General features: G+C 72.5%; 9 protein-coding genes. 4 read left to right on the forward strand and 5 right to left on the reverse strand.

Annotation, left to right across the window (positions count from 1 at the left end; genetic code table 11):
• Positions 1 to 118: 118 nt before the first annotated feature.
• The 3 genes from ACZ4XD_RS36290 to ACZ4XD_RS36300 form a co-directional block, all read right to left on the reverse strand.
• Complete coding sequence (locus ACZ4XD_RS36290; RefSeq protein ID WP_468049684.1) at positions 119 to 967, reverse strand: IclR family transcriptional regulator; 849 nt, start codon at positions 965 to 967, stop codon at positions 119 to 121.
• Between the two features lie 260 nt (positions 968 to 1,227).
• Positions 1,228 to 2,409 carry a MalY/PatB family protein gene (locus ACZ4XD_RS36295; RefSeq protein ID WP_468049686.1) on the reverse strand — a complete coding sequence of 394 codons (1,182 nt, stop codon included), beginning with the start codon at positions 2,407 to 2,409 and terminating at the stop codon, positions 1,228 to 1,230.
• Positions 2,410 to 2,525: 116 nt separating this feature from the next.
• Positions 2,526 to 4,709, reverse strand: coding sequence for a SpoIIE family protein phosphatase (locus ACZ4XD_RS36300; protein WP_468049688.1), 2,184 nt, complete (start codon positions 4,707 to 4,709; stop codon positions 2,526 to 2,528).
• A 362-nt stretch (positions 4,710 to 5,071) separates the two neighbouring features.
• On the opposite strand from ACZ4XD_RS36300, the gene ACZ4XD_RS36305 reads away from it, so the two are divergent.
• Positions 5,072 to 5,899, forward strand: coding sequence for a GNAT family N-acetyltransferase (locus ACZ4XD_RS36305; RefSeq protein WP_468049690.1), 828 nt, complete (start codon positions 5,072 to 5,074; stop codon positions 5,897 to 5,899).
• Between the two features lie 89 nt (positions 5,900 to 5,988).
• Positions 5,989 to 7,959: an APC family permease gene (locus tag ACZ4XD_RS36310; protein WP_468049692.1), complete on the forward strand. Its 1,971-nt coding sequence runs from the start codon at positions 5,989 to 5,991 to the stop codon at positions 7,957 to 7,959.
• Between the two features lie 17 nt (positions 7,960 to 7,976).
• Here ACZ4XD_RS36310 and ACZ4XD_RS36315 read toward each other — a convergent pair whose 3' ends face one another.
• Together ACZ4XD_RS36315 and ACZ4XD_RS36320 are read right to left on the reverse strand one after the other, a co-directional pair.
• Positions 7,977 to 8,783, reverse strand: a complete 807-nt coding sequence (locus ACZ4XD_RS36315; protein WP_468049694.1) for a (2Fe-2S)-binding protein — start codon at positions 8,781 to 8,783, stop codon at positions 7,977 to 7,979.
• 67 nt (positions 8,784 to 8,850) lie between these two features.
• Positions 8,851 to 9,714 carry a LysR family transcriptional regulator gene (locus ACZ4XD_RS36320; protein WP_468049696.1) on the reverse strand — a complete coding sequence of 288 codons (864 nt, stop codon included), beginning with the start codon at positions 9,712 to 9,714 and terminating at the stop codon, positions 8,851 to 8,853.
• A gap of 70 nt (positions 9,715 to 9,784) precedes the next feature.
• Between ACZ4XD_RS36320 and ACZ4XD_RS36325 the strand changes: the two genes are divergently transcribed.
• Positions 9,785 to 10,813: an EamA family transporter gene (locus ACZ4XD_RS36325; protein ID WP_468049698.1), complete on the forward strand. Its 1,029-nt coding sequence runs from the start codon at positions 9,785 to 9,787 to the stop codon at positions 10,811 to 10,813.
• Positions 10,814 to 11,019: 206 nt separating this feature from the next.
• Complete coding sequence (locus ACZ4XD_RS36330) at positions 11,020 to 12,132, forward strand: CapA family protein (RefSeq protein ID WP_468049700.1); 1,113 nt, start codon at positions 11,020 to 11,022, stop codon at positions 12,130 to 12,132.
• Positions 12,133 to 12,221 lie beyond the last annotated feature (89 nt).

Raw genomic sequence — 12,221 nt, forward strand, 5'->3', positions numbered from 1 at the left:
ACCCGCTACGACAAGACCGTCGAGTCCTACCAAGCCGCCGTCACCCTCGCATCGCTCCTGATGTGGGCGTGACATTTGAAGACAACTCCTAGGGGGTGTCCGCCCCAGGGGGTCTCCTTCACACCTGGCGGGGCTCTGCGGACCCGCCCTGGACCCCGGGTGGCAAGTAGCCCAGCGCCGAGGAGAGTTCCCGGCAGACCTGCGCCACCACCGGGCCGTAGGTCGGCACCAGCGGCGCCATACGTTCGGCCACGCCGGCCACGCTGATGCAGGCGACCGGCATCCCGGTGTGGTCGTAGACGGCGGCGCCGCAGCAGCAGCTCGACTCGTCGAAGTCCCGCAGGTCCTGGGACCAGCCGCGTTCCCGGGTGCGCTCGACCTCGGCATGCACGTCCGAGACGGTGGCCGCGGACACCGGGGACGTCGGGTCGCGGACCAGCTCGATCAGGGTGTCCTCCAGCTTCTGCTGCGGCAGCGCGGCCAGATAGGCGCGGCCCAGCGAGCTGGAGTGCAGGGGACGGGAGGCGCCCAGCTCGGCGGTCACCACGGCCGGCCGGGTGCCGCGCTCGCGGTGGACGAACACCATGGCCAGGCCGTTGGGCACGCCGAGGCTGACGGTCTCCTGGGTGAGCTCGGCGAGCTTGCGCAGCGCGGGCGCCGCGGTATCGCGCAGATTGGTCGAGGTCACCGCCGCGGACGCCAGCCGGACCGCCGTCGGCCCCAACTGCCATTGCCCCGCGGCCGGGGTGTGGGTCAGCCAGCCCTGCTCCTCCAGGCGGTCGACGAGACGGTACGCCGTGCTCCGGGTCAGCCCCAGCGCCTGGGCGATCTCCGGAGTCGAGACACCGCGGTGCCCCGCCACATGGGTCAGGATCGCCAGCCCCCGGTCCAGCGCGCCCGCGGCCCGCTCGCCCGGCCCCCCGCCTGCGGAGTTCCGGCCGGTGCCCGGCGCCACTGACTCGCTCATCGTCGCCCTCGGCCCTTCCGGTAACGCGCTGCGGATCCGACTGGTCGAGTGACACTACCGACCCGATTCCGGTGCTGCCACTGGGACTTGACGGTGCCGTGAAGTCGTCGCCGCGCCCCGGATCCCCGCAATGAACGAGATCATGTCCTAATGAATGGGAATCCCGCAAGGTATGACAGCGGGGGCGCGGGGCCGGGGCCGCCGGATCAGGCCGCTCGCCGGGGTGGGGCCGAGCGGAACCGCGCGGCCCCGCTCCGGCGTCAGTCCACCGCCGCGGCCATCCGCCGTACGGCCTCGGTGAGCAGACCGGGCGAGGTCGCCAGGTTGAGCCGGACGTGGCCGGCGCCCCCGGTGCCGAAGCTCGGACCGGGACTGAGGGCCACCCGGCCGCGGGTGAGGAAGGCCGCCGCGGGGTCGTCGCCGAGGCCCAGCGGGCGGCAGTCGAGCCAGGCGAGATAGGTCCCGGCGGCGGGGCGGTAGCGGACCTGGGGGAGCCGGTCGGCCAGCAGGTCAGCGAGCAGCCGCCGGTTGTCGTCGATTCCGGTGCGCACCGCGTCGAGCCAGTCGCGGCCGTCCCGCAGGGCGGCGGTGTGGGCGATGATGCCGATGTGGCTGGGGCCGTGGCTGACCTCTTCCGGGAGGCGGGCCAGATCGTCGGCCGCGGCGGGCCCGGCCACAGCGAGCGCGGCCTTGAGACCGGCCAGATTCCACGCCTTCGAGGCCGACATCAGCGCAAGGCCGCTCTCCGCCCCGGGCAGGCTCAGATAGGGCACGAAGGCGGCGTCGTGTGCCACCACGGGCGCGTGGATCTCGTCGGCGACGACCCGGATGCCGTACCGGTCCGCCAGCGCCGCGACAGCGGTCAGCTCCTCGGCGCCGTGCACGGTGCCGGTGGGATTGTGCGGGCTGCACAGCAGGTACGCGGCCCGGCCGCCGCCCGCCGTGGCATGCCGGAAGGCCTCCTCCAGCGCGGCGAAGTCGATCCGCAGATCGCCGCCCAGCGGTGCCTCCACCACACGCCGGTCCATATGCGTCACGAACTGGTAGAACGGCGGGTAGACAGGGCAGTTGACGACCACCGGGTCGCCCGGCCCGGTGATCAGCTTGAGCATTTCGACGATGCCCAGCATCACGTCCGGCACGATCGCCGTGCGCTCCACGGCGATCCCGTCCCAGCCCCACCGTGTGCGGGCGAAGTCGGCGAGCGCCCCGGCGTACGCGGTGCCCGCCGGATAGCCGGTGTCGCCGAGCGCGACCGCGTCCGTGATCGCCCGGGCGACCGGCGCGGCCAGCGGGACGTCCATCTCCGCCACCCACAGCGGCAGCACATCCTCCGGGTAGGTGCGCCACTTCATGCTCGTACGCCGGCGCAGTGCGTCGAGGGAGAGCCGGTGCAGCGGGTTGGCGTTGTCGTCGGGGGTGTCACGCGGCGCGCTGTCCATGGGGCCAAAATAAGCAGGTTCCCCGCAGAAGGGCAGGGGCGCGGACGCATCGGGCGACCCCGTGTGCGCCGGACGGCGTGGCGTGCTCATCGGTCGGTGCCGGTGTGGGGGAGCGGTCAGGTGGCGGTGAGGACCAGAGCGGCCTGGTCGTCGGGGGTGGACGGGCCCGCGAAGGCCGTCACCGCGGCATTGACGGACTCGATGAGACCGGCGGCGCCGGCGGACGTGGTGCGCCGAGGGTGGAGGGCCGCGGCCAGGCGGTGCTCGTCGAAGAACTCGCCGGCGGCGGAACGGGCCTCGGTGATGCCGTCGGTGACCAGGACCAGGCTGTCGCCCGGGAAGAGGTCGACCCGGCACACACAACCGTCGAAGGCGGGGGCCACACCCAGCAGCAGGCCCGACTGGGTGACCTGTTCGACCGTGCCGTCGGCGCGCAGGACGAGCGGGGGGACATGGCCGGCGCGGATCAGGTCCAGCGTGAGGTGTGATGCGGTGTGCCGCAGTTCGCCGTAGACGAGCGAGACGAAGAAGTCCTCGTCGACGGGGCCTTCGGTCAGTGCGTCGTTGATGGCGGCTACCACGGCCACCGGGTCGTGCAGCAGCCGCGCGGCGGCGCGGGCGGTGTGGCGGACCATGCCGGTGGTGGTGGCGGCCAGGGCGCCGCGCCCGCACACATCGCCGATCATGAGTGCCCAGCGGTTGTCGGGCAGCGGGAAGACATCGTAGAAGTCGCCGCCGACGTCGAGCCCTTCACCGGCGGGGTGGTAGGACGCCGCCAGATCGGCGCCGGGAATCCTGGGCAGCTCGGGAGGCAGCAGACCGGCCTGTAGGTCGCGGGCCAGCCGGACGCGGTCGGTGAACTGGTGGGCGTTGTCGGCGCTGGACGCGGCCCGGCGGGCCAGCTCCTCGGCGAGGGCGAGGGCATGGCCGTCCAGGGGCGGGCCGGTGGCCAGGAGTGTCAGGACCCCGAAGGTGCGGCCGCGGGCACCCAGCGGTACGGAGACGTAATCGGTGATGCCGGGCAGCGCGGGGCGGCCGCCGCGGGCGACATCGGCGTGGTCCGTTTCCGTCGCGCCGGAGGCCAGGACCCGGCGCACCGCCCGGTCGACCTCCTCATGCAGGCCGGAGGCGGCGAGCAGCTCCTCGTCGGCCGGGGTGGCGGCGGCCACGGCGATCCGCCGGGTGCGGCCGTCCTCCAGCACATGGACCGTGCACAGCGGCGCCAGGGCCGGCACGGTCAGCCGGGCCAGGCATTGCAGACAGTCGTCATAGTGCAGCTCACGGGTGATGGCCGTACTGGCCTCCAACACGAAGGCCAGGTCGTCCCGGACCGCCTTCTCCCGCTCCTTGGCGGCGCGCCCCGCCTCCAGGGCCTGGTGACGCTCGATGGCCAGCGCGGCAATACGGGCGAACGCGCCGCTGAGGGCCACGTCCTTGTCCGCAGGGGCCTTGGGGGCGCGGTGGTATATCGCGAAGGTGCCCAGCAGCCGGTCGTCCGTCCCCATGATCGGGGTGGACCAGCACGCCGCGACCTCGGCCCGCGCGGCCAGGTCGCGGTAGTCCTTCCACCGGCTGTCGGTGGCGATATCGGTGACGATCACCGGCTCGCGGAGATAGGCGGAAGTCCCGCAGGAGCCGACGTCCGGACCGATGGCGACGCCGTCGATGGCCTCGTTGTAGAAGGCGGGCAGGCTCGGTCCGGTGCCGTGCAGCAGATGGGTGCCGTCGGGGTCGGCGAGCAGCACCGAAACGATCAGTTCCGGGGACAGTTCCTCGATCGCCCGCGCCATGCCGGTGAGGATCTCGCTCAGTGGGGCGTCGCTCGCGATCTGCTCCAGCAGGAGGCGCTGCTCGGCCGCGAGGAGCTGCGCGTGGTGGAAGGCGGTGGTCTCCACCGCGATCACGACCACTCCGTCGACCCGGCCGAGTGCGTCCCGGCGCGGCTCGTAGGTGAAGTCGAAGAACCCCTCCCGCTCCGCCCCTGGCGGACCGAGCACCAGCCGCCCCGCGCGGGCCCGGTACGCGGTGCCGGTTCGGTACACCGCGTCGAGCCGGTCCAGGACGCCCTGCGGAGCCAGCTCGGGGATCAGCTCGCCGATCGGCACATCGGCACGTCCGCGGTCTCCTCCGAAGGCCTCGAAGAACGCCGGATTCGCCGCCTCCAGCAGATGGGCCGGGCCGCTCAGCGCAGCGAAGATCACCGGAGCCTGATCGAAGAGGTCCTCGTACTCCTCGCTCCGGCGCGGCAGCGACCCGGGACGCGCGGCGACCGCGTCGAGGCGGTCCGACTGAAGGGACATGACAGGCACTCTCCCTGCACGCACCGATACCCCGTCCGTACCGGTACACGGTCCGTCCTCCTCCACTCTGGCACACCACTCGACGGAGTCCAGGCCGCGCCGGGAACGGTCGCGGAGCGGATCCGGCTGGTCACATGGTGCGCAGCGGGACGGCGACAGGGGGACGGGGACAAGGACGAGGCGTCGTCACGGCCCGACGGGGACCGGGCGACCCGGCGACACGGCGAGCGCCGAAGCGGATCATGCCCGGCTTCGGGCGTTCCTCCCGTATCGTCCTGGCGGTCGATGTGCCTCAGGCGCCGAGCGGGCGGCCCCGGTTCCGCACGGGCCGGGCCGTCCCGCGATCACCTCAAGGGACCGCAGTGATCGAACTCGCCCCGGACCAACTTCCGCCGCTCGCCCGCTGGTTCGCCACCGGGGCGCCGGGGACGGCGGCGCTGGCCGACCATGTGTCGGCCTCCGGTACCGGCCGCTGGTGGGCCGACCGCGCCCACGCGCCCCGCACGCTGGCCGTCGCCTGCGCCGGACATGTGCTGCTCCGCGGCGACCCGGGCGCCCTGGCACCGGATGCCCTCGCCGTCTTCGACGCGCACTACGTGCAGGCTCCCAGCCGCTTCCTGCCCGCCCTGGGCAGCGCCTTCGACCGGATCGTGCCGTGGGAGCGGATGCTGTACCTGCATCAGGTGCCGGTGGCGGTGCCGCGCCCGCCGCGTGGGGTGACGGTGCGCCGGCTGGTGCCGGCGGACGCCCCGGCGCTGGCCGCCCTCGCTCCCGACACGGCATGGCTCCATGCCAGCTGGGGCGGCCCGGCCGGTCTCGCCGCCTCCGGACTCGGCTGGGCGGCCTTCGGGACGGACGAGGTCCTCGCCGTCGCCTGTACGTACTTCCACGGCACCACATACGAGGACATCGCCTGCTACACCGCGCCCGCACACCGCCGCCGGCGCCTCGCCCTGGCCTGTGTGACCGCCCTGTGCCAGGACATCGCGGGCCGCGGCCACGCCCCCAGCTGGACCTGTTCCCGCGACAACCGCCCCAGCCGGCTCCTCGCCTGGACCGCCGGCTTCCGCCTGGCGCACGAGTACGTGCACCACCTCACCGGAAGACCGGCGCGGCGCCAGGACGGTGGCCCGTCCGGCCCGCCGGCCGCCGCCGCGGCCCTCGGAGACACGCCGGCGCCACAACACTGAACACCGCGGTCGCGGGGCCCGGACTCCGTACGCTGACCTGGCCGTCTCGTCGATGGCGGGATGCTTTCGCGGTACGACAGGAGCACACGATGGCCGCCTCCGTCCCTGCCGGTGCCTCCTCCGGGGCCACGGCGCGGCAGCGCCTGCACGCCTGGATGCTGGAGGGCCTGTCCGATATGGCCAAGCATCAGAAAGGGGCGCACGCCGGGCCGGTGAGCTCCCACCCGGGGCAGCGGTGGTGGCGGGTGATGTGCCTGACCGGTGTGGACTACTTCTCCACCCTCGGCTATCAGCCGGGCATCGCCGCCCTGGCGGCCGGGCTGCTGTCGCCGGTCGCCACCATCGTCCTGGTGCTCGTGACGCTCGCCGGGGCGCTGCCGGTCTACCGGCGGGTGGCGAAGGAGAGCCCGCACGGCCAGGGCTCGATCGCCATGCTGGAGCGGCTGTTGTCCTTCTGGCAGGGCAAGCTGTTCGTGCTGACCCTGCTGGGCTTCGCCGCCACCGACTTCCTCATCACCATCACCCTGTCGGCGGCCGACGCGGCGACCCACCTGGTGGAGAACCCGCACCTCACCAGCGCCCTGCACAACGGCCAGATGGTCATCACCCTCCTTCTGATCGCCCTGCTCGGCGCGGTGTTCCTCAAGGGCTTCCTGGAGGCGATCGGGGTGGCGGTCGTCCTGGTGGGCCTCTACCTCACGCTGAACGTGGCCGTGGTCGTCGCCGGACTGTGGCATGTGGCGACCGCGCCGCAGGTCGTCACCGACTGGTCCCAGGCCCTGACCACCGAACACGGCAGCCCCCTGGCGATGGTCGGCGTGGCCCTGCTGGTCTTCCCGAAGCTGGCGCTGGGTCTGTCCGGCTTCGAGACCGGCGTGGCGGTCATGCCGCACATCGAAGGCGACCCCGGTGACACCGAGGAGCGCCCCACCGGACGGATCCGCGGCGCGAAGAAGCTGCTCACCACCTCTGCCGTGATCATGAGCGTCTTCCTCATCGTCACCAGCTTCATCACCACCGTGCTCATCCCGGAGCAGGCGTTCCAGCCCGGCGGCTCGGCCAATGGCCGCGCCCTGGCCTATCTGGCCCACGAATATCTGGGCTCGGCGTTCGGCACGGTCTACGACATCTCCACCATCGCCATCCTCTGGTTCGCCGGCGCCTCGGCCATGGCCGGTCTGCTGAACCTGATGCCGCAGTACCTGCCGCGCTATGGCATGGCGCCCCACTGGGCGCGCGCGGTGCGCCCGATGGTGCTGGTCTTCACCCTGATCGCCTTCCTGGTCACCTGGATCTTCAACGCCGACGTGGACGCCCAGGGCGGCGCCTACGCCACCGGCGTCCTGGTCCTGATCAGCTCCGCCGCGATCGCCGTGACCATCGCCGCACGGCGGGCCCGGGAGCGCGGCTGGACGATCGGCTTCGCCGTGATCTCCCTGGTGTTCCTCTACACCACCATCGCGAACATCATCGAGCGCCCCGACGGCGTCAAGATCGGTGCCTGCTTCATCGCCGGCATCATCCTGGTGTCGTTCCTCTCCCGCCTCGCCCGCGCCTTCGAACTCCGCGTCACCAGCGTCGTGCTCGACGCCATGGCCGAGCGGTTCATCCGCGACATCGCCCACCGCAAGATCCGCTTCATCGCCAACGAGCCCGACCAGCGGGATCTGGCCGAGTACCGCGACAAGCTGGAACAGATCCGCACCGACAACGACCTCCAAGCCGACGACGACTTCATCTTCGTCGAGGTCACCGTCGGCGACCCCTCGGAGTTCGAGAGCGAACTACGGGTACGCGGCGAGGTCCTGCACGGCCGTTATCGCGTGCTCTGTCTGGAGAGTTCCACCGTCTCCAACGCGCTGGCCGCCCTGCTGCTGCACGCCCGCGACATGACCGGACAGCGGCCGCACATCTACTTCGAGTGGACCGAAGGAAATCCCTTCGCCCAGTTCCTCCGGTTCTTCCTCTTCGGCCAGGGCGAAGTCGCCCCCGTCACCCGCGAAGTCCTCCGCGAGGCCGAACCCGACCGCACCCGCCGCCCCCGCGTCCATGTGGGCTGAGCTGCGCCGACGCCCCCTCATCGCCCGCCCTGCCCGCCACCGCCCCGTCCGTGCAGCAGTACGCAATCGCCGCACAGGGCGCCCCCGCCGCCCGGTGCGGCGCGGTAGATGAGGCAGCAACTTCGGCGGGTGAAGCGCCCGTTGTGCGGGCTGTGGGCGTGGGTGTTCCGTAGGTGCGGATGCTGGAGGAAGGTCAGGGCCGCTGCGCGGGCGGGGTGTGCCAGGGAGGGGGCGGCCGCGGTGATGCCGGTGGCGGCGCCGTTCACGGCGGAGGCCACATTGCCCCACAGGATGTGCCGGGAGACCGAGAAGGGGGCGAACGCGGCCACCAGGTCTCGGACCGGCCCGGCCAGCAGGTCGTCGGCGAGGGTGCTGACCGGGCGGGTTTCACTGTCGGCGCCACACCTGTGCCGCACGTCCTCGGACACGGCCGGGGTCACCGCCTCCCGGGGCAGCGAGAGCCGGAACGCGCCGCCGAGGGCGGACCCCCACCGCAGGTCGCCCAGGGTGAGCGGCCGCGACGGCAGGCCGTGCAGAGCGGCGAGGCCGAGGGCCGGTGAGATGACCCGTGCCACCAGGCCCAGATGGGCAACTGAGGCGGCCACCCGTTGCTCGACGGCTTCGGGCGGTCTGCCGTAGTTGGCGGCGAGGGAGGCCCGCACGGCGGCGACCCGCTCGCGCAGGACCTCGTTCCCCTCCTCGGCCAGCTCGCTCAACTTCCGCCAGGGAAGGGTGAGTTCGGAGCCCTCGGCATGGGTCTCGAAGGCGCAGAAGGGGCCGAGTGCCGCCAGACGTGGCAGGGGCGCGGCAGCGGGTTCCGTCATGGGTGCGCTCCGATGCGTCGAGAAGGGGTGGGCGTCAGCACCCGGAGGGGGACGAGCGGGCGGGCGTTCATGTGCGCTGCCGGTAGAGGTCGGTGAGAAGCGCGACGGCGGCATGCGTGGCCGGATGGGGGTCATGGCGTCGCCAGATGAGATGGACCTCGACGGGGGCGGCGTCGCGGAGGCGCCGGAAGACGATGCCGTCGCGCCGGTACTGGTTGGCGGTGCTCTCCGGTGTGATGCCGACGCTGCGGCCGGTGGCGATCGCCGTGAGCCAGTCGTCGATGTCCTGGGTGTACTCGACGACCGGACGTGCGTCGGGGGGCCACAGGTCGGCTGTGGTGGTGCCGGTGCGGCGGTCGAGGAGGAGGGTGCGGGAACGGATGTCGGCCAGCGGGATGGCGCGGCGGGTGGCCCAGGGGTCGTCGGCGGCCATCGCGCAGTAGCGGCGCTCCTGGCCGACGACGGCGCTGGCGAAGCGCGCGTCGTCGAAGGCCGTACGGACCACGGCGAGGTCGCACAGCCCCTCCGCCAGACCACCCGTGGCGGAGTTGGTGCGGACCAGATACAGCTCGATATCGGGATGGCGGGCCGCCCAGCGGCGCTGGTACTCGGCGGTGTGCCGGCCCATGGCCGACCAGGCGTGGCCGATGCGCAGCCGGCTGTGGCCGGTGGTGGCTTCGCGGATGAGGTTGTCGGCCTCGGCCAGTACCTTCCGGGCGCGGGCCAGCACCTGGACGCCCGCGGTGGTGGGAATGACGCTCCTGCTGGTGCGGTGCAACAGCCGTACGCCGAGGAAGTCTTCGAGCGAACCGAGCGTCCGGGACACCGCCGCCTGTGAGATCCCGAGATCGATGGCGGCGTCGGTGAAGCCACCGGCATCGACGATCGCCACCAGGCAGCGCAGATGTCGCAGTTCCATCCTCAGATCCATAACCAGAGCGTATTGATGCGTACGAGGATGCATTTTAGGTATCACCGCCGGTGGGCCGAGGCTGCCGGGTATGAGACGAAGCACGCAGGGCCTGCCGCATCCGGAAGCCGTCCGTGGGGGACCGGCGGCGCGCTCGGGCAGACTGGCGGGCGTGGCGATGATGTGCGGCAGCGGACTCGCCAACCAGACCGGCGCGGCGACGGGCGCGCTGGCCTTTCCGGCGATCGGACCGGCCGGGGTGGTGGCCGTGCGGCAGTGGGTGGCCGGGCTCGTCCTCCTGGCGGTGGGCAGGCCCCGGCTGTGTTCGTTCACCTGGCGGCAGTGGTGGCCGGTGCTGTGCCTGGCGATGGTGTTCGCCACGATGAACCTGACCCTCTACACCGCCATCGACCGCATCGGCCTGGGCCTGGCGGTGACCCTGGAGTTCCTCGGCCCGCTGGCCGTGGCGCTGGCCGCCTCTCGCCGGCTGGTGGATCTGCTGTGCGGCCTCGTCGCCGGGGCGGCGGTCGTCATCCTGACCCGCCCCGAGCCGACCACCGACTACGCGGGCATCGCCTTCGGTCTGGTCGCGGCCGTGTGCTGGGCGTGCTACATCCTGCTCAACCGCCTCGTCGGCGCCCGTCTGCCCGGCGTCGAGGGCTCGGCCGCGGCCGCCGGTGTGTCCGCTCTGCTCTACCTCCCCGTCGGGATCACCGTGCTCGCCCACCACCCGCCGAGCCCGCGCGTCCTGGGATACGCGGCCGTCGCGGGCGTCCTCTCCTCGGCCGTACCGTTCCTCGCGGACCTGCTGGCCCTGCGCCGGGTTCCCGCGCGGTTCTTCGGGATCTTCATGAGCGTCAACCCCGTCCTTGCGGCACTGGTCGGCCTGGTCGTCCTGGGACAGGCGCTGCGCGGGATCGAGTGGCTGGCCGTCTCCGCGATAGTGCTGGCCAACGCCGTCAGCATCCTGGCCGCGGGTCGCGGCCTGGCGCCCTCGTCGCCGGGGCGCGGCAGCACCGCGCTCCCCGCGCGGGCGAGGCGCCAGGCCCCCGCGGCGGACTCCGGCACGCCGCACGGCCCGCAGGCCGGGGCGCCGCCGGTGCGGTGTGACGCCCGCTGAGCCGCGTCACCGGTACACCGGGGATCGCCGCAGCTCAGGGGGAGGGGGACGAAGCCGGGGCCGGGGGAGGGGGCCTTCCTGGTTCCGGGACGCCGTGGCGCGTGACGGCCGCCCACTCGCTGCGCAACCTCGTCCGCTCACCCGCCGCGCAACCCCGTCCGCCCGCCCGCCGCGAAACCTCGGCCGACCGGTTCTAACCTGGGGGAATGGGCGGTGACTTGCTCACACTGTTCCTCTGCGGCGACGTCATGCTGGGCCGTGGTGTCGACCAGATCCTGCCGCATCCCGGTGACCCGGCGCTGCGGGAGGGGTACCTCCGGGACGCCCGCGCCTACGTCGAGCTGGCGGCGGCGAGAAACGGCCCCGTTCCGTGTCCAGCCGGCTTCGCCTGGCCATGGGGGGACGCGCTGGAGGTGCTCGACGACGCGGCGCCCGCCGCCCGGGTGATCAATCTGGAAACCAGCGTCACGCGGTACGCCGGATTTGCACCCGAGAAGGAAATCCACTACCGGATGAACCCGGCGAACCTGCCCTGTCTGGCCGCCGCCCGCCCCGACGTCTGCGTACTGGCCAACAACCACGTCCTGGACTTCGGCCGCCAGGGGCTGGCGGACACCCTCGGTGCGCTCGCGGGCGCGGGCCTTCGGACGGCGGGGGCGGGAGCGGACCCCGACGCCGCGCGCCGCCCGGCGATCGTCCCTCTCGCGGACGGCCGCCGGATCCTGGTCTTCTCCTTCGGGATGCCGTCCAGCGGTATCCCGCGGGCATGGGCGGCAGCCGGCGACGACTCCGGGGTCGACTTCGTGGCCCGGCCCTCACCGGCCGCCGCGGGCGAGATCATCGGGCGGGTACGGCAGGTGAAGCGGCCGGGGGACCTCGCGGTCGCCTCCGTCCACTGGGGCCCCAACTGGGGCTACCACGTGACCCGTAGTGAGGCCGCCTTCGCCCGCGGACTCCTGGAGGGCGGAGTGGATCTCGTCCACGGCCACTCCTCGCACCACCCCCGCGCCCTGGAGGCATACCGCGGAAAGCTCGTGATCTACGGGTGCGGCGACTTCATCGATGACTACGAGGGCATCACCGGCTACGAGGAGTACCGGGACGACCTGCGGCTGCCCTTCCTCGTCACGCTGGACCCGGACACCGGCAGGCTCCACGACGTGCGGATCGTCCCCCTACAAGCCCGGCGCATGCGGCTGCGGCACGCCTCGCGCCAGGATTCCCGGTGGCTGCAAGGGCTCCTCGACCGGATCAGCTCCGGCTTCCGGCCCTGTGCCGCCGACGAGCCGGAGGGCACGCTCACCCTCCGTCCGGCCTAGGAGTTGTCTTCAAATGTCACGCCCACATCAGGAGCGATGCGAGGGTGACGGCGGCTTGGTAGGACTCGACGGTCTTGTCGTAGCGGGTG

This window comes from Streptomyces sp. NPDC029466, from assembly GCF_055574515.1.

Bases quoted from the DNA above. Each gene is read 5' to 3' on its own strand.
- ACZ4XD_RS36320 (WP_468049696.1), bottom strand. From the start codon at position 9,714: ATGGATCTGAGGATGGAACTGCGACATCTGCGCTGCCTGGTGGCGATC.
- ACZ4XD_RS36290 (WP_468049684.1), bottom strand. From the start codon at position 967: ATGAGCGAGTCAGTGGCGCCGGGCACCGGCCGGAACTCCGCAGGCGGG.
- ACZ4XD_RS36325 (WP_468049698.1), top strand. From the start codon at position 9,785: ATGAGACGAAGCACGCAGGGCCTGCCGCATCCGGAAGCCGTCCGTGGG.
- ACZ4XD_RS36315 (WP_468049694.1), bottom strand. From the start codon at position 8,783: ATGACGGAACCCGCTGCCGCGCCCCTGCCACGTCTGGCGGCACTCGGC.
- ACZ4XD_RS36295 (WP_468049686.1), bottom strand. From the start codon at position 2,409: ATGGACAGCGCGCCGCGTGACACCCCCGACGACAACGCCAACCCGCTG.
- ACZ4XD_RS36300 (WP_468049688.1), bottom strand. From the start codon at position 4,709: ATGTCCCTTCAGTCGGACCGCCTCGACGCGGTCGCCGCGCGTCCCGGG.
- ACZ4XD_RS36330 (WP_468049700.1), top strand. From the start codon at position 11,020: ATGGGCGGTGACTTGCTCACACTGTTCCTCTGCGGCGACGTCATGCTG.
- ACZ4XD_RS36310 (WP_468049692.1), top strand. From the start codon at position 5,989: ATGGCCGCCTCCGTCCCTGCCGGTGCCTCCTCCGGGGCCACGGCGCGG.